Here is a 20,743-nt window from a genome sequence, read left to right as displayed (position 1 = left end):
GGGACCCTCAGTTCTCGAAGCGCTGCCAGGACGGCTTGTGCGCGTAGGTCTCACGGTAGTAGTCGGCGTGCTGCAGTTCTGCGGCGGCCGCGTCGTCGATCACGACGGTGGCGTAGCGGTGGAACTGCAGGACGGAGCCGGGGCACATCGCGGTGATGGGCCCCTCCACGAGATTGCGGATCGCCCGCGCCTTCCCCCCGCCTTGGGCGATCAGGACCACTGCACGGGCGTCCATGATCGTGCCGAGGCCCTGGGTGAGGCAGTGGCGCGGGACATCGTCCAGCTCGGCGAAGAAGCGGCGGTTGTCCTCGCGGGTGCGGTCGGTGAGCGTCTTGATGCGCGTCCGCGAACTCAGCGACGAGGACGGCTCGTTGAAGCCGATGTGGCCGTTCGCGCCCACCCCGAGGATCTGCACGTCCACGCCGCCCGCTCCGGCGATGCGGCGCTCGTAGTCGGCACAGGCGGCCTCGAGATCGTCGGCGAAGCCGTCTGGCGTGTGCACGCGCGCCGGGTCGAGCCCGAGGGGTTCGGTGACGGTCCGGCGGATCACCTCGGCATAGCTCTCCTCGTGACCCCGCGGCAGCCCGACGTACTCGTCGAGGGCGAAGGCAGACGCGCGCGACAGGTCCAGGGAGCCTGAGCGGACGCGCTCGGCGAGCCCCGTGTAGCACGACAGCGGCGAGCTCCCGGTCGCCACCCCCAGCACGGCGTTCGGCCCCGCGGCGCGGCACACCTGGGCCACGCGGGCAGCGGCGACGTCGCCGACCTGTTGGGTGCTGGAGCAGATCACGATTTCCATCGGGGGTCACTTTCGGGACGGAGGGTTTGTGGTCGGGCGGTGTCGCATCGGCGTGGTGCTCGACGCGAGGAGAGTAGCGTCCGTGGCGGGACAGGAACGTGGGCGGTGCCGCGGCCCGGCGGCGCCGCACCGCCCACGTCCGGTTCACTCCGCGGTCGGGTCGGCGCTCACGTTGGCGACTTCGCCCTCTTCGCGTCCCGGCGTCTTGAGGTTCCACAGGCGGATGACCGCGCGGAACAAGACGTAGTAGATCGCCGCGAAGATCAACCCCATCAGGACGACCATCCAGGGGTTCGTCGAGATGCGCCAGTTCAGCACCATGTCGAACAAGCCGGCGGAGAAGCCGAAGCCCATCCTCAGGCCGAGCGCGTTGCAGACGGCCAGCGAGACGCCGCTCAGCACCGCGTGCATGACGTAGAGCGGGAAAGCGACGAACATGAACGCGAACTCGATGGGCTCGGTGATGCCGGTGAGGAAGGCGGTCAGCGCGACCGAGATCATGATGCCGCCGACGGCCTTCTTGTTCTCAGGGCGGGCCTCCTGCCAGATGGCGAGCGCCGCGGCGGGCAGAGCGAACATCATGATCGGGAACCAGCCGGTCATGAACGCCCCGGCGGTCGGGTCGCCTGCCAGGAAGCGGGCGATGTCGCCGTGCACGACCGTGCCGTCAGCCTTGGTGAAGTCGCCGATCAGGAACCACGGCGGGTTGTTGATGATGTGGTGCAGACCCAGCGGGATCAGCAGTCGGTTCAGGACGCCGAACACGAAGCCACCCACGATCGCGTTGCCGGCCACCCAGGTGCCGACGGACGTCAGGCCGCCATTGAACGCGGGGTAGACGAACGACAGCGCGACGGCCAGCAGCATGCCCGAGAGCGCCGTCAGCATCGGCACGAAGCGGCGTCCACCGAAGAACGCCAGGTACGGGGGCAGCTTGGTGCGGTAGAACCGCTGCCACAGCCAGCCCGCGATGAGGCCGATCAGAATGCCGCCGAGGACGCCATAGTTGATCAGCTTCTGCTTCTCGCCCTCGGCAGCCTCGCCGAGGATCAGGGGCGACATCGCGTCGCTGACGCCCTTGAACACGAGGTAGCCGGTGAGGGCCGCCAGCGCGGTCGATCCGTCGGCCTTGCGGGCGATGCCGATCGCCACGCCGAGCGCGAACAGGATCGGCAGGTTGTCGATGAGCGCCCCGCCCGCGGCGGCCAGCACGGTGGCGACGGGTCCCCAGTTGAGGCCGTCTTCGCCCAGCATGTCGGCGGAACCGAGCCGCAGCAGCAGGGCGGCGGCCGGCAGTGAAGCGATCGGCAGCATCAGGCTGCGCCCGAACTTCTGCAGCGGGGCAAGGTTGAACCGCGACGTCTTCTCTGCCGGCGCGGTGGATGCGGAACTCATGGGGCCTTCCTTCGGTGTGTGGATCCTGCTGGGCCGGTCCGACGAAGGCCGGGCCGGTGGTTCGTGGGTCATAACTCGGGGGATTGCTGAAGGTCGAGCGAGACGGTGACCTGATAGCGGTCGCCGCGGTAGCGCGAGTACATGAACTCGACCGGCCTGTCGCGGGCGGTCGAACGGCGGCGGAAGACGAGCAGCGGCGTCGCGGCGGGCGCGTCGAGCCGGCGCGCTACCGCGGCTGAGGCCGACTCGGCCCACATCGTCTGGACGGCGGCGTCGATGGTCACCCCGTAATGCGCGGTGAACAGTTCGTACAGCGACTGCTGCAACGGCTGACGGTCCAGATCCGGGAACACCTCGACGGGATACCAGGCCTTCTCGAGGGCCATGGGTTCCCCGTCGGCCAGCCGGACACGCTCGAGTTGCCACACCCGGGCGTCTGCGTCGAGCCCGAGGGCGGCCGTCACCTCGGCCGGCGGCACGCACGCCCGCGCGTCGAGGAGGACCGTGGACGGTACCCGACCGCGCCGCCGCATGTCCTGGGTGAAGGACGCCAGGTGCAGCCGGCTCTCCACGGGTCGCGCGACGGCGAACGTCCCCTTGCCGTGGCTGCGCCGCAGTTGGCCGTCCGCCACGAGGGTGTCGATGGCCTTGCGCACGGTGGAGCGGGAGACCTTGTAGGCCGCCATGAGATCGCGCTCCGACGGGATCGCCTGGCCGGGACGCGCTTGCTGGGCGATGAGCAGGCGCAACTGCTCGTGCTTCGGCATCGGCCCGTCATCGACCGTTCCGGGGAGCTCGACCTCGCGCGCCATTGCGTCCTCTTCGTGGATAATCCGTCCGGACCGCCCTGGTCCGGACCAGTTACGGATAGGATGCACCTTGCGAGTGGCAATCGACAAGCGGGGGCGCGTCGGGCCTCAAGAGTCGGTGCGCGTCGGCCGCCGGCCCGGCGTCGAGGGGCCTGGGCACCGGAGGCCCGTGCTGATTCCGGGCCGACCGCCGACCGCGTACCATGCTGGCCAGATTCCGCTCTCGGCAGCTGACGGACAGAGGGCGACGACGCCCGAACAGAAAGGTGACGGATGAGCAGCAAGGCTGAACAGATCGTGAAGGGGCTCGGCGGTGCGGACAACATCGTCGAGATCGAGCCCTGCATCACGCGGCTGCGCACCGAGGTGCGCGACCCGAACAAGGTGGACGAGGCGGCCCTCAAGGCCGCGGGCGCGCACGGCGTGATGAGCGCCGGCACGATCATCCAGGTCGTGGTCGGGCCCGAGGCGGAGAACCTCAACGACGACATCGAGGACCTGCTGTGACCGACGTCGTCGCGCCCTGTCCCGGCCGCATCCTGCCGATCGGCGAGGTGGACGACCCCGTCTTCTCCGGTCAGATGCTCGGCCCGGGCGTCGGCATCGAGCCGTCCGGGGGCCGGACGACGACCGTGGCGCCCATCGGCGGCAAGGTGGTCAAGATCATGCCGCACGCCTTCGTGGTGCTGGGCGACGACGGGGTTGGCATCCTGACGCACCTGGGCATCAACACCGTCGGTCTCAAGGGTGAGGGGTTCGAGGTGGTCGGTACGGAGGGTTCCACGGTGGCCGCCGGCGACCCGATGGTGACCTGGGATCCGTCGTCGATCACGGGCGACACCATCTCCACGACCGTGATCGTCGTCGCGATGGACCGTAAGCCCGACACCGCGGACATCGTCGCTGACGGCGACGTGGCAGCGGGCGACGTGCTCTTCCGCGTCGGCTGAACCGCACGACAGGCGAGCCCCGGCCGCGGATTTGGTCCCGGCCGGGGCTTGCCGTAAAGTGGTCAGAGCCGAAGACCGCTGGTCGCGCCCCGCACGGGGTGTCGTAAACCCCGCGCAGGTGAACCGTGAAGAGTTACCCAGCCCCGAGCTGTTGTGTCTTGCCCCGTTCGCCGTGTGCGGTCGGGGTTTTTTCGTCCAGGTGAGGTCTTCGGTCTGACGATACGAAGTGGGAAGGAGACCCATGGCGAGGCCGGACAAGGCAGCAGCCGTCGCAGAGCTGAAGGAGAGCTTCACCTCTGCGGGCGCGGCTGTGCTGACCGAGTACCGCGGCCTCAGCGTCAGCGAACTGAAGGAACTCCGCAGGTCGCTGGGCGAGGACGCCACGTATGCCGTCACGAAGAACACGCTGACCCAGATCGCCGCCAAGGAGGCGGGCATTGAGGGGCTCGACGAGCAACTCACCGGCCCGACCGCCATCGCGTTCATCCGCGGTGACATCGCCACCGTGGCCAAGGGCATGCGCGAATTCGCGAAGGCCAACCCGCTTCTGGTCATCAAGGGCGGTGTCATGGACGGCCGCGTCCTCGACGCCGACTCCGTGAAGAAGCTCGCCGATCTCGAGCCGCGCGAGGTCCTGCTCGCCAAGCTCGCCGGCGCGATGAAGGGCTCCCTGCAGCAGGCCGTGTACCTGTTCGCCGCCCCGCTGTCCCAGGCCGCCCGTGCGATGGGCGCCCTGCAGGCGAAGGCGGGCGAGGATCCCTCGATCATCGGTGGGGCCGGCTCGGCTCCCGCCGCAGACCAGAAGCCCGACACCGCGGAGGCCGAGGCCTCCGCACCCGCCGCGACCGACGAGGCCGCGGCAACCGATGCAGCACCTGCTGCTGAGGCCCCCGAAGACGCGGCTGACGCTGCATCGAACGAATAATCAGAAAGGACGCCCCATTATGGCGAAGCTCAGCAACGACGAGCTCCTTGACGCCTTCAAGGAGATGACCCTCATCGAGCTCTCCGAGTTCGTGAAGCAGTTCGAGGACGCCTTCGGCGTCACCGCCGCTGCCCCCGTGGCCGCCGCCGCGGCTCCGGGTGCCCCGGCCGCTGGTGGTGCCGACGGCGGCGCGGCCGAGGAGGAGGCCTCCAGCGAGGTCGACGTCATCCTCGAGTCCGCCGGCGACAAGAAGATCCAGGTCATCAAGGAGGTGCGCGGTCTCACGAGCCTCGGCCTGAAGGAGGCCAAGGACCTCGTCGAGTCGGCCCCCAAGGCCGTCCTGGAGAAGGTCGCTCGCGACCAGGCCGAGAAGGCCAAGGAGGCCCTCGAGGGCGCCGGCGCCACCGTCACCATCAAGTGACCCTGCGCTAGTCGCGAACACACGCCGAAGGGCGGCGGGATTCGTCCCGCCGCCCTTTTGCTGCCCTCGCGGCGTCCGGCTCGCGGCGCGCCCCAGCCTTGTCAGCGCAGGTGGGTGCAATCGCCCGCACCGCGCTGTATGCTCAAAGCGTCCTTGAGAGCAGTGACCTGAGCGACACGACGTAGTGGCGCTAGGACGATGCCCCGCAGACGTGAGAGCCTGTGCCTTGGCCTTTACTTCTGTGCGGGGGCGGGCTACCATCGAGTCTTGCCCCATTTGACGACCCGTGATTGAGGATTTGACGCGGGTCGTTTCGCACGCAAAGAACCACTTTGCTGGGTTCTCTTGGAAGGACAAACCTTGGCCGTCTCGCGCGTTGCGTCGAAGAACACCAATGTCATCTCTCCCAGTGGCCGCATCTCTTTCGCGAAGATCGCTGAGCCGCTGGAGATCCCCAATCTGCTGGATCTGCAGGTTGACTCCTTTGATTGGCTGATCGGGAACGAAGTGTGGCGCGACCGCGTCGCGCAGGCCCAGGCCGAGGGCCGGACCGACATCAACACCAAGTCCGGCCTTGAGGAGATCTTCGAGGAGATCTCCCCGATCGAGGATCTCTCCCAGACGATGTCGCTGAGTTTCCGCGACCATCGCTTCGAGGAGCCGAAGTACTCCGTCGACGAGTGCAAGGACCGCGACGTCACCTACGCCGCGCCGCTCTTCGTGACGGCCGAGTTCATGAACAACGACACGGGCGAGATCAAGAGCCAGACCGTGTTCATGGGCGACTTCCCCCTCATGACCGACAAGGGCACGTTCGTCATCAACGGCACCGAGCGCGTCGTCGTCAGCCAGCTCGTCCGTTCGCCGGGCGTCTACTTCGAGCAGACTCCCGACAAGACGTCGGACAAGGACATCTTCACCTGCAAGGTGATCCCGAGCCGCGGCGCGTGGCTCGAGTTTGAGATCGACAAGCGCGACATGGTCGGCGTCCGCCTCGACCGTAAGCGCAAGCAGAACGTCACCGTCCTGCTGAAGGCGCTGGGCTGGACGAACGAGCAGATCCTCGAGGAGTTCGGCGAGTACGAGTCGATCCGGCTCACGCTCGAGAAGGATCACACCGCAAACACCGACGAGGCGCTGCTCGACATCTACCGCAAGCTGCGCCCGGGCGAGCCGCCGACGCGTGAGGCGGCGCAGGCGATGTTGGAGAACTACTACTTCAACCCGAAGCGCTACGACCTCGCCAAGGTCGGCCGGTACAAGATCAACAAGAAGCTCGGCCTTGAGCAGCCGTTCGATCAGCAGGTGCTGACGATGGAGGACATCGTCTCGGCCATCCGCTACATCGTCGCGCTGCACGAGGGCAAGGAAGAGCTCGACGGTGTCCCGGTGCAGACCGACGACATCGATCACTTCGGCAACCGTCGTCTGCGCACGGTCGGCGAGCTCATCCAAAACCAGCTGCGCATCGGTCTCGGCCGCCTCGAGCGCACCGTCCGCGATCGCATGACGACCCAGGACATCGAGGCGATCACGCCCCAGACGCTGATCAACATCCGGCCCGTGGTCGCCGCCGTGCGCGAGTTCTTCGGCACGTCGCAGCTGTCGCAGTTCATGGACCAGAACAACCCGCTGAGCGGCCTGACGCACAAGCGCCGCTTGTCCGCGCTCGGCCCGGGCGGCCTGTCCCGTGACCGCGCCGGCATGGAGGTCCGTGACGTCCACCCGTCGCACTACGGCCGCATGTGCCCCATCGAGACCCCTGAAGGCCCGAACATCGGCCTGATCGGCTCGCTGGCGTCCTTCGCGCGCGTCAACGCGTTCGGCTTCATCGAGACGCCGTACCGGCGCTGCCAGGACGGCCAGGTCACCGACAAGATCGATTACCTGACCGCCGACGAGGAGGACCGCTACATCATCGCGCAGGCGAACGCCGTGCTCGACGATGAGGGCCGGTTCGAAGAGGAGCGCGTCCTGGTGCGCCGCCGTGACGGCGAGGCCGATGAGGTCCCGCGCGACATGGTCAACTACATGGACGTCTCGCCGCGCCAGATGGTGTCGGTGGCGACCGCGCTGATCCCGTTCCTCGAGCACGATGACGCGTCCCGTGCCCTGATGGGCGCGAACATGCAGCGCCAGGCCGTGCCGCTGATCCGTAACGAGGCCCCCTACGTGGGCACCGGCATGGAGTACCGCGGCGCGATCGACGCCGGCGAGGTGACCGTCGCGGCGAAGGCGGGCGTGGTGACGGCGGTGTCCGCCGACATGATCGACGTCATGAACGACGACGCCACCCAGACGACGTACCGCCTGGCGAAGTTCCGCCGGTCGAACCAGACGACCTGCATCAACCAGCGCCCGCTGGTCGTCGACGGGCAGCGCGTCGAGGTGGGCACCCCGCTCGCCGACGGCGCCTGCACCGACAGCGGCGAGATGGCGCTCGGCCGCAACCTGCTCGTCGCCTTCATGCCATGGGAGGGTCACAACTACGAGGACGCGATCATCCTGAGCCAGCGGCTCGTGCAGGACGACGTCCTCACCTCGATCCACATCGAGGAGCACGAGATCGACGCCCGCGACACCAAGCTGGGCGCCGAGGAGATCACCCGCGACATCCCGAACGTCGGCGACGACATGCTCGCCGACCTCGATGAGCGCGGCATCGTGCGCATCGGCGCCGAGGTCGGTACCGGTGACATCCTCGTCGGCAAGGTGACCCCGAAGGGCGAGACCGAGCTGACTCCCGAGGAGCGCCTGCTGCGCGCCATCTTCGGCGAGAAGGCCCGCGAGGTCCGCGACACGTCCATGAAGGTGCCGCACGGCGAGACCGGCACGGTCATCGGCGTCCGCGTCTTCGATCGCGACGAGGGCGACGAGTTGCCCCCGGGCGTCAACCAGCTGGTCCGCGTCTACGTGGCCCAGAAGCGCAAGATCTCCGACGGTGACAAGCTCGCCGGCCGTCACGGCAACAAGGGCGTCATCAGCAAGATCCTGCCGGTGGAGGACATGCCGTTCCTCGAGGACGGCACGCCCGTCGACATCGTGCTGAACCCGCTGGGCGTCCCCAGCCGAATGAACGTCGGCCAGGTGCTCGAGATGCACCTGGGCTGGATCGCTCACGCCGGTTGGAACCTCGACGGGGTCGCCGAGCCGTGGGCCGAGCGGCTCTCCGAGCTGGGGCTCGGCCACGTGGACGGCGGCGCCCGCCTGGCCACGCCCGTCTTCGACGGCGCGAACGAGGAGGAGATCTCGGGCCTGCTCGAGCACGGGCTGCCGCAGCGCGACGGCCTGCGCCTGGTGGACGGCGACGGCAAGGCGCAGCTCTTCGACGGACGCTCCGGCGAGCCGTACCCGGAGCGGGTCGGCGTCGGCTACGTCTACATGCTGAAGCTGCACCACCTGGTCGACGACAAGATCCACGCGCGTTCGACCGGCCCGTACTCGATGATCACGCAGCAGCCGCTGGGTGGTAAGGCGCAGTTCGGTGGCCAGCGCTTCGGCGAGATGGAGGTCTGGGCGATGGAGGCCTACGGCGCCGCATGGGCGCTGCAGGAGCTCCTGACGATCAAGTCCGACGACGTCCCGGGCCGCGTGAAGGTCTACGAGGCGATCGTCAAGGGCGAGAACATCCCCGAGCCTGGCATCCCTGAGTCGTTCAAGGTGCTCGTCAAGGAGATGAAGTCCCTCTGCCTGAACGTCGAGGTGTTGTCCTCCGACGGCGAGGTGGTGGAGCTTCGCGACTCCGAAGACGACTACCACCGTGCGGAGGAGTTCGGTATCGACCTCTCCCGTCGTCCCGGCGCCGACTCGTTCGGCTCCGTCGACGAAGTCTGAGTCAACGCTCAGTCCACAGCCCACTCAGACGAACACCATGCATGCCTGCCGGTGAGGCAGGAGAAAGCGATACAACGTGCTGGACGTTAATTTCTACGACGAACTGCGCATCGGCCTGGCCACGGCCGACCAGATCCGCGAGTGGTCGCACGGCGAGGTCAAGAAGCCGGAGACCATCAACTACCGCACGCTCAAGCCGGAGCGTGACGGCCTGTTCTGCGAGAAGATCTTCGGTCCCACCCGGGACTGGGAGTGCTACTGCGGCAAGTACAAGCGGGTGCGGTTCAAGGGCATCATCTGCGAGCGCTGCGGCGTCGAGGTGACCCGGTCCAACGTGCGCCGCGAGCGCATGGGGCACATCGAACTCGCCGCCCCCGTGACCCACATCTGGTACTTCAAGGGCGTCCCGTCCCGGCTGGGCTACCTGCTGGACATCGCCCCGAAGGACCTGGAGAAGGTCATCTACTTCGCGGCCTACATGATCACCTCGGTCGACGAGGACGCGCGGCACCGCGACCTGCCCTCCCTGGAGGCCAAGGTCGAGGTCGAGCGCAAGCAGATCGAGAGCCGGCGCGACGCCGACATCGAGGCGCGCATGCAGAAGATCGAGGAGGACCTCGCTCAGCTCGAGTCCGAGGGCGCCAAGGCGGACGTCAAGAAGAAGGTCCGCGACGGCGGCGAGCGCGAGGCCAAGCAGCGCCGCGACCGCGCCCAGCGTGAGCTGGACCGTCTCGACGCCGTCTGGAGCAGGTTCAAGGGCCTGAAGGTCCAAGACCTCGAGGGCGACGAGATCCTCTACCGCGAGATGAAGTCGCGCTTCGGTAAGTACTTCGAGGGCTTCATGGGCGCGGAGGCGATCAAGCGCCGCCTGCACGACTTCGACCTGGACGCCGAGGCCGAGTCGCTGCGCAACACCATCCAGACAGGCAAGGGCCAGCGCAAGACGCGTGCCCTGAAGCGCTTGAAGGTGGTGTCGGCCTTCCTGAACACCACCAACAGCCCCGCCGGCATGGTGCTGGACGCCGTCCCGGTCATCCCGCCGGACCTGCGCCCGATGGTGCAGCTCGACGGCGGCCGGTTCGCGACGTCCGACCTCAACGACCTGTACCGCCGCGTCATCAACCGCAACAACCGCCTCAAGCGGCTGCTCGACCTGGGCGCGCCCGAGATCATCGTCAACAACGAGAAGCGGATGCTGCAGGAGGCCGTCGACTCGCTGTTCGACAACGGTCGTCGCGGTCGTCCGGTCACCGGGCCGGGCAACCGTCCGCTGAAGTCGATCTCCGACATGCTCAAGGGCAAGCAGGGCCGGTTCCGTCAGAACCTGCTCGGCAAGCGCGTCGACTACTCGGGCCGTTCGGTCATCGTGGTCGGCCCGCAGCTGAAGCTGCACCAGTGCGGCCTGCCCAAGACGATGGCGCTGGAGCTGTTCAAGCCGTTCGTGATGAAGCGCCTGGACGATCTCAACCTCGCCCAGAACATCAAGAGCGCCAAGCGCATGGTCGAGCGCCAGCGCTCGGTGGTGTGGGACGTCCTCGAAGAGGTCATCCAGGAGCACCCCGTGCTGCTGAACCGCGCGCCCACGCTGCACCGTCTGGGCATCCAGGCGTTCGAGCCGCAGCTCATCGAGGGCAAGGCCATCCAGTTGCACCCGCTCGTCTGCACCGCGTTCAACGCGGACTTCGACGGTGACCAGATGGCCGTGCACCTGCCGCTGAGCGCGGAGGCGCAGGCCGAGGCGCGCATCCTGATGCTGTCGACGAACAACATCCTGAAGCCCGCCGACGGTCGCCCCGTCACCCTGCCGACGCAGGACATGATCATCGGCCACTACTTCCTCACGACCGTCGTCCCCGGCGGCGAGGGGGACGGGCGCGCCTTCACGTCCAAGAACGAGGCCTACATGGCCATGGACGCGGGCGAGATCAAGATCGGCACCCCGATCAAGCTGCGCCTGACCGACGGGAAGGCGCCGGCCGGCACCGAGGTCCGCGAGGACGGCTCGTACCTGCTGGAGACGACCCTGGGTCGTGCCCTGTTCAACGAGGCGCTGCCCGAGGACTTCCCCTTCGTGAACGGCGAGGTCGGCAAGAAGCGGCTCGGCCAGATCGTCAACGAGCTGGCCGAGAAGTACCCGAAGGTGACCGTCGCGCGCACGCTCGATCGCCTGAAGGACATGGGCTTCAAGTGGGCCACGCGCTCGGGTGTCACGGTCTCGATCGGCGACGTGCAGACGCCGCCGAACAAGCCTGAGATCCTGGCCGCGTACGACGCGAAGGCCGAGAAGATCACCCGCCAGTTCGAGCGCGGCAAGGTGACCGAGGAGGAGCGCCAGCAGGAGCTCGTCCAGTTGTGGACGGACGCCACCAACGAGCTGACCGCGGCGATGGAGGCCAACTTCACCACCGACAACCCCATCTACATGATGGTGCACTCGGGTGCGCGAGGAAACATGACGCAGATGCGTCAGATCGCCGCCATGCGAGGCCTGGTGGCGAACCCGAAGGGCGAGATCATCGCGCGTCCGATCAAGTCGAACTTCCGCGAGGGTCTGTCGGTGCTGGAGTACTTCATCTCCACGCACGGTGGCCGTAAGGGCCAGGCCGACACCGCGCTGCGGACGGCCGACTCCGGTTACCTGACGCGTCGCCTCGTCGACGTCAGCCAGGACGTCATCATCCGCGAGGAGGACTGCGGCACCGACCGCGGCCTCACCAAGGTGATCGCGGCCGAGGGCCGGGACGGAAAGCTGGTGCCGGGCCGCGACGTCGAGTCGGCGGTCTACGCCCGCACGCTGGCCGTGGACGCCACCGACGCGGACGGCAACGTCCTCGTCGAGGCGGGGGTCGACCTGGGCGACGTCGAGATCGGCCAGTTGGTCGAGGCCGGCGTCACCGAGGTGAAGGTGCGTTCCGTGCTGACCTGCGAGTCGGCGATGGGTACCTGCGCGAAGTGCTACGGCCGCTCCCTGGCCACGGGCAAGCTCGTGGACGTCGGCGAGGCCGTCGGCATCGTCGCGGCGCAGTCCATCGGCGAGCCCGGCACCCAGCTGACGATGCGTACCTTCCACACCGGCGGTGTGGCGGGCGACGACATCACGCAGGGTCTGCCGCGTGTGGTCGAGCTCTTCGAGGCGCGTACCCCGAAGGGCAAGGCCCCGATCGCCGAGGCGGCAGGCCGCGTCCGGATCGAGGAGGGGGAGCGCGCCCGCAAGCTGATCGTCGTCCGCGACGACGGCGAGGACGACCTCGAGTACCCGCTTCCGCGCCGCGTGCGGCTGGAGTGGGAGGACGCCTCGATGGTGCGCCACTCAATCAACGACGGTGACCACGTCGAGGCCGGGCAGCAGCTCTACGCCGGCACCCTCGACCCGCAGGACATCCTGCGCGTCAACGGCCTGCGTCGGGTGCAGGAGCACCTCGTCAACGAGGTGCAGGCCGTGTACCGGACGCAGGGCGCTCCGATCCACGACAAGCACATCGAGATCATCATCCGGCAGATGCTCCGCCGGATCACGGTGATCGAGTCGGGCGACACCACGATTCTGCCCGGTGACCTGGTCGATCGTGCGCACTTCGAGGCGGAGAACCGTCGCGCGGTGACGGAGGGCCAGCGTCCTGCGCAGGGCCGTCCGGTGCTCATGGGCATCACGAAGGCGTCCCTGGCGACCGAGTCGTGGCTCTCGGCGGCCTCCTTCCAGGAGACCACCAAGGTGCTCACCGACGCCGCGATCCACGCGAAGTCCGACTCCCTCGTCGGCCTGAAGGAGAACGTCATCCTGGGCAAGCTCATCCCGGCCGGTACCGGCCTGGAGCGCTACCGCAACATCAGGGTGGAGCCCACCGCCGAGGCCCGTGCCGCCGCGTACGACCTCAGCTACGACCCGTACGACTACGACATCGCCGGGACCGACCCGGAGGTGCAGCTCGACGAGTTCGACATCGGCGATCTGCGCTGACGTCGTCCCCAAGGGGTCGTCCTCGCCGCCCACGCGGCGGGGACGGCCTCCCCACGGTGGGCCTCCCGCCCGCCGCAATCCGCCAGTCACTATTTTGCGCAGGGCCGGTCCAGCGACTAGCCTAGGTAATTGGGTCCGGGCGACCGGGCCATCGCGCTTGCCGCAGCATCGCTCCACGGAGGAGATGCGCGGGCGGGCGCACGCAATCTCTCGCGCGGGACGCTGACCCGTGTCGCGACCGCAGCCGAGACGTTGCACCAAGCCTGGCATCCCCGCGGGGATGTCCTCGTAAGACCACGACGAAAGAGATACCAGCCGGTGCCCACCATCCAGCAGCTGGTCCGCAAGGGCCGCACTGACAAGGTCAGCAAGAACAAGACGCCCGCGCTCAAGGGTTCCCCGCAGCGCCGCGGCGTGTGCACGCGCGTCTACACCACGACGCCGAAGAAGCCGAACTCCGCGCTGCGCAAGGTGGCCCGCGTCCGGCTCTCCTCGGGCATCGAGGTGACCGCCTACATCCCCGGCGTGGGGCACAACTTGCAGGAGCACTCGATGGTGCTGGTGCGCGGTGGTCGTGTGAAGGACCTGCCGGGCGTCCGCTACAAGATCATTCGCGGTTCCCTCGACACCCAGGGTGTCAAGAACCGCAAGCAGGCTCGCAGCCGCTACGGCGCGAAGAAGGAGAAGTAATGCCTCGCAAGGGACCGGCCCCGAAGCGGCCGATCGTCGTCGACCCGGTCTACGGGTCCCCGCTGATCTCCCAGCTCGTCAGCAAGATCCTGCTCGACGGCAAGAAGACGACGGCGCAGAGCATTGTCTACGGCGCTCTTGAGGGCACCCGGGCCAAGACCGGCGTTGACCCCGTGCAGACCTTCAAGAAGGCCCTGGACAACATCCGTCCCGCCGTCGAGGTGAAGAGCCGCCGCGTCGGCGGTGCGACCTACCAGGTCCCCGTCGAGGTGAAGCCGGCCCGCTCCACCACGCTGGCCCTGCGCTGGCTGGTCACCTTCTCGCGCCAGCGTCGCGAGAAGACCATGACCGAGCGCCTGATGAACGAGATCCTGGACGCGAGCAACGGTCTGGGTGCCTCCGTGAAGCGGCGCGAGGACACGCACAAGATGGCCGAGGCGAACCGCGCCTTCGCTCACTACCGCTGGTGATCAGACCTCGAGCTCTCCTTCGCCTCGGCGGGGGAGAGCTTCGTGGCGTCCGAGTCGAATACGAACGTTAGACAAACTTGAGGGAGACAACCCGTGGCCATTGACATGAAGATCGACCTGGCCAAGGTCCGCAACATCGGCATCATGGCCCACATCGACGCGGGCAAGACCACCACGACCGAGCGCATCCTCTACTACACCGGCATCAACTACAAGCTCGGTGAGGTTCACGATGGCGCCGCCACGATGGACTGGATGGAGCAGGAGCAGGAGCGCGGCATCACGATCACGTCGGCCGCGACGACCTGCTACTGGCACGACAACCAGATCAACATCATCGACACCCCGGGCCACGTCGACTTCACCGTCGAGGTGGAGCGCTCGCTGCGCGTCCTCGACGGCGCGGTCGCCGTGTTCGACGGCGTCGCCGGCGTGGAGCCGCAGAGTCAGACCGTGTGGCGTCAGGCGACCCGCTACGGCGTCCCGCGCATCTGCTACGTGAACAAGCTCGACCGCACGGGCGCGTCCTTCGACTACTGCGTCAAGACGATCCGCGAGCGCCTGCACGCGACCGCCGCTGTGATCCAGCTGCCGGTCGGCGCCGAGGCCAACTTCCAGGGCGTCATCGACCTGGTCAAGATGCGCGCGCTCATGTGGCGCGGCGAGACGGCGATCGGCGAGGACTACACCGTCGAGGAGATCCCCGCGGACATGGCCGACCAGGCCGCCGCCGCGCGCGAGGAACTCATCCAGGTGCTCGCCGACAACGACGACGAGTTCGGCGAAGAGTGGCTGCTGGCCGAGGATTCGGGCGAGCAGCTGTCGGTCGAGTCCATCAAGGCGGCGATCCGCCGCGCCGTGATCGCCAACAAGATCACCGCCGTGACCTGCGGAACGTCCTTCAAGAACAAGGGCGTGCAGCCCATGCTCGACGCGGTCATCGACTACCTGCCGTCGCCGCTGGACATCCCGCCGGTCGAGGGCTTCAAGCCGGGCAACGAGGACGAGGTCGTCACGCGGCACGCGGACACCGAGGAGCCGCTGGCGGTGCTGGCGTTCAAGATCGCTGCCGACCCGCACCTCGGTCGCCTCACCTACGTCCGCGTGTACTCCGGCGTCCTGAAGGCCGGCACCCAGGTGCTGAACGCCACCAAGGGCAAGAAGGAGCGCATCGGCAAGATCTACCAGATGCACGCGAACAAGCGTCAGGAGATCGAGAGCATCGGCGCGGGCATGATCTGCGCGGTGATGGGCCTGAAGGACACCACCACCGGCGAGACCCTGTGCGACGCGAACGCCCCGATCGTGCTCGAGTCGATGGAGTTCCCCAACCCCGTCATCGAGCAGGCGATCGAGCCGAAGACGAAGTCCGACCAGGAGAAGCTGGGCACCGCGATCCAGCGTCTCGCCGAGGAGGACCCGACCTTCCGCGTCCACACCGACGAGGAGACCGGTCAGACCATCATCGCTGGCATGGGCGAGCTGCACCTCGAGGTGCTGATCGACCGCATGAAGCGCGAGTTCCACGTCGAGGCGAACATCGGCAAGCCGCAGGTCGCCTACCGCGAGACCCTCCGTCGCCCCGTGGACAAGGTCGAGTACACCCACAAGAAGCAGTCGGGTGGCTCGGGTCAGTACGCCCGCGTCATCATCTCGCTGGAGCCGCAGGAGGCCGGCAAGGGCTACGAGTTCGTGAACGCCGTCACCGGCGGCCGCATCCCGCGCGAGTACATCCCGGCCGTCGACCAGGGCATCCAGGAGGCCATGCAGTTCGGCCCGCTGGCGGGCTACCCGGTGGAGGACATCAAGGTGACGCTGCTGGACGGCGCCTACCACGACGTCGACTCCTCGGAACTCGCCTTCAAGATCGCCGGCTCGATGGTTTTCAAGGAGGCGTCGCGCAAGGCCGATCCGGCCCTGCTCGAGCCGCTGATGGCCGTCGAGGTCACGACCCCCGAGGACTACCTCGGCACCGTGATCGGCGACCTCAACTCCCGCCGCGGGCAGGTCCAGGGTATGGAGGAGCAGCACGGCAGCCAGGTCGTGCGCGCGCTCGTCCCGCTCTCGGAGATGTTCGGCTACGTGGGTGACCTGCGGTCGAAGACGTCCGGCCAGGCCTCGTACTCGATGGAGTTCGACTCCTACGGCGAGTGCCCCAAGTCGGTCGCTGACGAGATCATCCAGAAGGGACGTGGCGGCTCCGACGAGTGAGTCGGCCCTGCGTCTCCCCCTACCATCCCCGTGCGCGGGTGGCGAGTTTGACTCACCCGCGCACAGTGGAGGAAACTTGGAAGGTACGCGCGCTCCCGCGCGCCCTTCCTGTAGTCAGAGTTCAACCCGTTGCCGAGCGAAATCCGCGCGGCAATCACCGAAAGAGGAGCCCAAGTGGCAAAGGCCAAGTTCGAGCGGACTAAGCCGCACTGCAACATCGGCACCATCGGTCACATCGACCACGGTAAGACCACGCTCACCGCGGCGATTACGAAGGTGCTCCACGACAAGTACCCCGAGCTGAACGCAGTCTCGGCCTTCGATCAGATCGACAAGGCACCGGAAGAGCGGCAGCGCGGCATCACCATCTCCATCTCGCACGTCGAGTACCAGACGGAGAAGCGTCACTACGCTCACGTCGACTGCCCCGGTCACGCTGACTACGTGAAGAACATGATCACCGGTGCCGCGCAGATGGACGGCGCGATCCTGGTCGTGGCCGCCACCGACGGCCCGATGCCGCAGACGCGCGAGCACGTGCTGCTCGCCCGCCAGGTCGGCGTCCCGGCGATCGTCGTCGCGCTGAACAAGTGCGACATGGTCGACGACGAGGAGCTCATCGAGCTCGTCGAGATGGAGGTGCGCGAGCTCCTCGATTCGCAGGACTTCGACGGTGACAACTGCCCCGTCGTCCGCGTCTCCGCCTTCCAGGCCCTGCAGGGCGACGAGAAGTGGGGCGAGACGATCCTCGAGCTCATGAACGCTGTGGACGAGTACATCCCGCAGCCGGAGCGCGCCACCGACAAGCCGTTCCTGATGCCCGTCGAGGACGTCTTCACGATCACCGGCCGCGGCACCGTCGTGACCGGCCGTATCGAGCGCGGCGTCGTCAAGACCGGCGAGACCGTCGACCTGATCGGCATCCGCGAGGCCAAGCAGACCACCACCATCACTGGTGTTGAGATGTTCCGCAAGATCCTCGACGAGGGTCGCGCTGGCGAGAACGTCGGCCTGCTGCTCCGTGGCACCAAGAAGGAAGACGTGGAGCGCGGCATGGTCATCTGCAAGCCGGGTTCGGTTACGCCGCACACCGACTTCGAGGGCAACGTCTACGTGCTGACCAAGGAGGAGGGTGGCCGTCACAAGCCGTTCTTCTCGAACTACTCCCCGCAGTTCTACTTCCGCACCACCGACGTCACCGGGGTGGTTCAGCTGCCCGAGGGTACCGAGATGGTCATGCCTGGCGACAACACCTCGATGACCGTCCACCTGAACAAGCCGATCGCCATGGAGGACAACCTCAAGTTCGCGATCCGTGAGGGTGGCCGCACCGTCGGCGCCGGCAACGTCACCAAGATCATCAAGTGACGAGCTGAACGCAAACCGGGCAAAGGCCCCGCACTCCATGCGAGCGCGGGGCCTTTCCCTGTGTCCGGGGGCGGCGCGGTCGCGTGGACGCGCCCGTGGCCACGGCGGAGCGTCCTAGGGTGGGCGCGTGAGCATTCACTCCGAGCACCCGTTCCTCGTGCCCCCGGCCGAGCGCGACCTCGTCCGGAGGCTGCGCGGGCACCTGGCCAGCACCGTGACGCTGTGGACCGCCGGCGAGGGACGCGACCGTGCCGGGCTGACCGTCTCGTCGATGCTGGTCGCCGCTGGGGAACCCGGCCGGGTCATCGGCTTGATCGACCCCGACTCGGACCTCGCGGACGCCCTGCACGAGACTGGCCGGTTCGTGGTGAGTGTGCTCGGCCCGGGGCAGCGCCCGCTGGCGGACGCCTTCGGAGGCGTCGACCCGGCCCCAGGCGGCGGCTTCGCCCAGGCGCCGTTCGTGCAGACGCCGTGGGGGCCGCGACCGGAGGCGTCCGCGGTGTGGGCGGGCTGCACCGTCGAGGACGAACGTGTGGCGGGCTGGTCGTCCGTGCTCACCGCGGTGATCGACGGGGCGGCCGTGGGCGCCGGGGAGCCGTTGCTGCACCTGCGCGGACGCTACGGGCACTGGGAGGCGGGCCTACGTTGAGCCGGAGGCGCCTCGGATAGGCTGGGGCCATCATGACTGATCAGCTCTCGCCCGCACGGTTGCGCGTGGCGCCGTCCCCGACGGGGGATCCGCACGTCGGCACCGCCTACATGTCCCTGTTCAACCTGGCCTACGCCCGCAAGACGGGCGGCCAGTTCGTCCTGCGCATCGAGGACACCGATCGGGCCCGCTACCGTGCGGACTCCGAACAGCAGATCTTCGAGACGCTGCGCTGGGCCGGGTTGCCGTGGGACGAGGGTCCCGATGTGGGAGGGCCGTACGCGCCGTACCGCCAGTCGGAGCGGCTGGACACCTACCGTCCATACGTTGAGCGGCTCATCGCCGACGGGCACGCCTACTACTGCTGGTGCAGCGCTGATCGGCTCGCGCAGATGCGGGCCGAGCAGCAGGCGTCCAAGCAGGCCACGACCGGCTACGACCGGCTCTGCTACGGCAAGACGCGCGAGGAGCGGGCCGAGCTGCCCGGCTTCACCGACGAGCCGGTCGTCCGCATGCTCGTCCCCGACGACGTCGACCTGCACTTCGACGACCTCGTCCGCGGCCCAGTCAGCGCCCCGCGGCCGGACGACCAGGTCATCCTCAAGGCGGACGGCTTTCCGACCTATCACCTCGCGGTCGTCGTGGACGACCACCTGATGGGGATCACCCATGTCGTCCGCGGCGAGGAGTGGATCAGCTCGACGCCCAAGCACCTGTTGCTGTACCGCTGGCTGGAGTTCCCGGAGCCGCGGTTCGCGCACATGCCGCTGCTGCGGAACACCGACAAGTCGAAGATCAGCAAGCGCAACAATCCGGCCGCCCGGCTGACGTGGTTCCGCGAGGAGGGCTACCTGCCCGAGGCGTTGCTGAACTTCCTGCAGCTGCTGGGCTACCCGCCCGTCCACGAGGAGACGGAGGTCGCCACCTTCGACGAGTTCGTCGCGTCGTTCGAGTGGTCGCGCGTCAACACCGTCGGCCCGGTCTTCGACATCGACAAGCTGAACTGGCTCAACGGGCACTACATCCGTTCGCTGACGCCCGACGATCTCGCGCGGCGCATCGTCGAGCATCTGCAGCAGACCGGCGTCTGGCCCGCGGAGCCGGACCCGGCCGACGTTGAACTGCTGACCGCCGCGACCCCGCTCATCCAGGAGCGGCTCGGCCTGCTCAAGGAGGCGCTGCCCAAGCTGCAGTTCCTCTTCACCGCGGACGCGGACCTCGTCGTCGCCGACGACGCACGCGCCCAATTGCGCGACGACGCCGGACAGGTGCTGGACGCCGCCCTGGCCGCGCTGGGCGGGCTCGACTCCTGGGACCACGCCTCCATCGAGGCGACGCTGCGCTCGGCCCTGGTGGACGGCCTCGGCATCAAGGCGAAGTTCGCGTTCGGGCCCGTGCGGGTCGCGGTGACCGGTCAGCGGGTGTCCCCGCCGCTGTTCGAGTCGCTCGAGCTGCTCGGCCGCGAGTCGAGCCTGAACCGCATCCGGGCGCTGCGCGAAACGCTGTGAGCGGCGTCCTGGCCGTGTTCGGCGGTCGCTCCGAGATCGGGCTGGCCATCGCCGAGCGGCTGGCCGCCGAGGCGTCCTGCGTCGTGCTGGCGGTGCGCCCCGGCACGGACGCCGCCGCGGCCGCCGCGCAGGTTCGGGACGCCGGCGCCCGGCGGGTGGAGGTCGTGGACTTCGACGCCGACGACACCGCCGCCCACCGCGCGGTCGTCGCCGGCATCGAAGAGCGCGTCGGGCCGATCGAGACCGCGATCCTGGCGTTCGGCGTCCTCGGAGACCAGGAGCGCGCCGAACGCGACGAGGGCGAGGTCGTCCGAGTGCTGCACACCGACTTCGTCGCCCAGGCGTCCCTGCTGACGGTGCTGGCCGCGCTGATGCGAGCTCGCCGGCGCGGGCGGATCGTCGCGTTCAGCTCGGTCGCCGGGGTGCGGGTGCGGCGCGCGAACTACGTCTACGGGTCCGCGAAGGCCGGGCTGGACGGCTTCGCGTCCGGGCTCGCCGACGCGCTGCACGGCACCGGGGTCGACCTGATCGTCGCGCGTCCGGGCTTCGTGGTGGGCCGGATGACCCGCGGCATGAAGCCCGCGGTCTTCGCCAGCACGCCCGGGCAGGTCGCGGACGCCGTCGTCGCGCGCCTGCGCGCCACGGGGCGGGCCGCCCGCTCGCCCGAGCTGTGGATCCCCTGGCAGTTGCGGGCGATGTTCTCGGTGGCACCCTTCGTCCCGCGCGCCCTGTGGCGCCGGATGCCACGCTGAAAGC

The 20,743-nt window shown here is 68.1% G+C and carries 16 protein-coding genes; 13 read left to right on the top strand and 3 right to left on the bottom strand.

Annotated elements, in window-relative coordinates; translation table 11 throughout:
* Positions 1-7: 7 nt before the first annotated feature.
* The 3 genes from nagB to BN1187_RS01460 form a co-directional block, all read right to left on the bottom strand.
* Positions 8-799 (bottom strand): glucosamine-6-phosphate deaminase, encoded by a 792-nt coding sequence (gene nagB / locus BN1187_RS01470; protein ID WP_040157928.1) that lies wholly within the window; start codon positions 797-799, stop codon positions 8-10.
* 144 nt (positions 800-943) lie between these two features.
* Positions 944-2,194, bottom strand: coding sequence for a PTS transporter subunit EIIC (locus BN1187_RS01465; protein ID WP_052462145.1), 1,251 nt, complete (start codon positions 2,192-2,194; stop codon positions 944-946).
* A gap of 68 nt (positions 2,195-2,262) precedes the next feature.
* Complete coding sequence (locus tag BN1187_RS01460) at positions 2,263-3,006, bottom strand: GntR family transcriptional regulator (protein ID WP_040157927.1); 744 nt, start codon at positions 3,004-3,006, stop codon at positions 2,263-2,265.
* A 270-nt stretch (positions 3,007-3,276) separates the two neighbouring features.
* Between BN1187_RS01460 and BN1187_RS01455 the strand changes: the two genes are divergently transcribed.
* The 13 genes from BN1187_RS01455 to BN1187_RS01395 all read left to right on the top strand — a co-directional run bounded on the left by BN1187_RS01455 (position 3,277) and on the right by BN1187_RS01395 (position 20,739).
* Positions 3,277-3,510, top strand: a complete 234-nt coding sequence (locus BN1187_RS01455; RefSeq protein ID WP_040157924.1) for a PTS sugar transporter subunit IIB — start codon at positions 3,277-3,279, stop codon at positions 3,508-3,510.
* On the top strand, positions 3,507-3,953 hold the full coding sequence (locus tag BN1187_RS01450) for a PTS sugar transporter subunit IIA (protein WP_040157922.1): 447 nt from the start codon (positions 3,507-3,509) through the stop codon (positions 3,951-3,953). Before BN1187_RS01455 ends, BN1187_RS01450 begins: the two co-directional genes overlap by 4 nt.
* Positions 3,954-4,194: 241 nt before the next feature.
* Complete coding sequence (gene rplJ, locus BN1187_RS01445) at positions 4,195-4,878, top strand: 50S ribosomal protein L10 (RefSeq protein ID WP_040157919.1); 684 nt, start codon at positions 4,195-4,197, stop codon at positions 4,876-4,878.
* Between the two features lie 19 nt (positions 4,879-4,897).
* Positions 4,898-5,299: a 50S ribosomal protein L7/L12 gene (gene rplL / locus BN1187_RS01440; RefSeq protein WP_040157916.1), complete on the top strand. Its 402-nt coding sequence runs from the start codon at positions 4,898-4,900 to the stop codon at positions 5,297-5,299.
* A 360-nt stretch (positions 5,300-5,659) separates the two neighbouring features.
* On the top strand, positions 5,660-9,133 hold the full coding sequence (gene rpoB, locus BN1187_RS01435) for a DNA-directed RNA polymerase subunit beta (protein WP_040157913.1): 3,474 nt from the start codon (positions 5,660-5,662) through the stop codon (positions 9,131-9,133).
* A 76-nt stretch (positions 9,134-9,209) separates the two neighbouring features.
* Complete coding sequence (locus BN1187_RS01430) at positions 9,210-13,091, top strand: DNA-directed RNA polymerase subunit beta' (protein WP_040157910.1); 3,882 nt, start codon at positions 9,210-9,212, stop codon at positions 13,089-13,091.
* A gap of 318 nt (positions 13,092-13,409) precedes the next feature.
* A complete protein-coding gene (gene rpsL / locus BN1187_RS01425) occupies positions 13,410-13,781 on the top strand; it encodes a 30S ribosomal protein S12 (protein ID WP_040157907.1) in 372 nt (123 codons plus the stop codon).
* Positions 13,781-14,251 carry a 30S ribosomal protein S7 gene (gene rpsG, locus BN1187_RS01420; protein WP_040157904.1) on the top strand — a complete coding sequence of 157 codons (471 nt, stop codon included), beginning with the start codon at positions 13,781-13,783 and terminating at the stop codon, positions 14,249-14,251. The genes rpsL and rpsG overlap by 1 nt, the downstream gene beginning before the upstream one ends.
* Before the next feature lie 105 nt (positions 14,252-14,356).
* A complete protein-coding gene (fusA, locus tag BN1187_RS01415) occupies positions 14,357-16,462 on the top strand; it encodes an elongation factor G (protein ID WP_040157901.1) in 2,106 nt (701 codons plus the stop codon).
* Between the two features lie 174 nt (positions 16,463-16,636).
* Positions 16,637-17,830, top strand: coding sequence for an elongation factor Tu (gene tuf, locus BN1187_RS01410; protein ID WP_040157898.1), 1,194 nt, complete (start codon positions 16,637-16,639; stop codon positions 17,828-17,830).
* Between the two features lie 127 nt (positions 17,831-17,957).
* Entirely contained in the window at positions 17,958-18,479 is a 522-nt protein-coding gene (locus BN1187_RS01405; RefSeq protein WP_040157895.1) for a flavin reductase family protein, read from the top strand.
* A 32-nt stretch (positions 18,480-18,511) separates the two neighbouring features.
* Positions 18,512-19,987, top strand: a complete 1,476-nt coding sequence (gltX, locus tag BN1187_RS01400; RefSeq protein ID WP_040157892.1) for a glutamate--tRNA ligase — start codon at positions 18,512-18,514, stop codon at positions 19,985-19,987.
* Positions 19,984-20,739, top strand: coding sequence for an SDR family NAD(P)-dependent oxidoreductase (locus BN1187_RS01395; protein WP_040157890.1), 756 nt, complete (start codon positions 19,984-19,986; stop codon positions 20,737-20,739). Before gltX ends, BN1187_RS01395 begins: the two co-directional genes overlap by 4 nt.
* The last annotated feature ends 4 nt before the right edge of the window (positions 20,740-20,743 follow it).

It is taken from the genome of Nigerium massiliense, assembly GCF_000826085.1.
Lineage (GTDB): Bacteria > Actinomycetota > Actinomycetes > Propionibacteriales > Propionibacteriaceae > Propioniciclava > Propioniciclava massiliense.
Note: the sequence above shows the minus strand (reverse complement) of the source record. Positions and strands in the feature narration are given on the sequence as shown.

Excerpts from the sequence above, each read along its gene's own strand:
- nagB (WP_040157928.1), bottom strand. The coding sequence starts at position 799 with ATGGAAATCGTGATCTGCTCCAGCACCCAACAGGTCGGCGACGTCGCC.
- BN1187_RS01465 (WP_052462145.1), bottom strand. The coding sequence starts at position 2,194 with ATGAGTTCCGCATCCACCGCGCCGGCAGAGAAGACGTCGCGGTTCAAC.
- BN1187_RS01460 (WP_040157927.1), bottom strand. The coding sequence starts at position 3,006 with ATGGCGCGCGAGGTCGAGCTCCCCGGAACGGTCGATGACGGGCCGATG.
- BN1187_RS01455 (WP_040157924.1), top strand. The coding sequence starts at position 3,277 with ATGAGCAGCAAGGCTGAACAGATCGTGAAGGGGCTCGGCGGTGCGGAC.
- rplJ (WP_040157919.1), top strand. The coding sequence starts at position 4,195 with ATGGCGAGGCCGGACAAGGCAGCAGCCGTCGCAGAGCTGAAGGAGAGC.
- rplL (WP_040157916.1), top strand. The coding sequence starts at position 4,898 with ATGGCGAAGCTCAGCAACGACGAGCTCCTTGACGCCTTCAAGGAGATG.
- rpsG (WP_040157904.1), top strand. The coding sequence starts at position 13,781 with ATGCCTCGCAAGGGACCGGCCCCGAAGCGGCCGATCGTCGTCGACCCG.
- fusA (WP_040157901.1), top strand. The coding sequence starts at position 14,357 with ATGAAGATCGACCTGGCCAAGGTCCGCAACATCGGCATCATGGCCCAC.
- gltX (WP_040157892.1), top strand. The coding sequence starts at position 18,512 with ATGACTGATCAGCTCTCGCCCGCACGGTTGCGCGTGGCGCCGTCCCCG.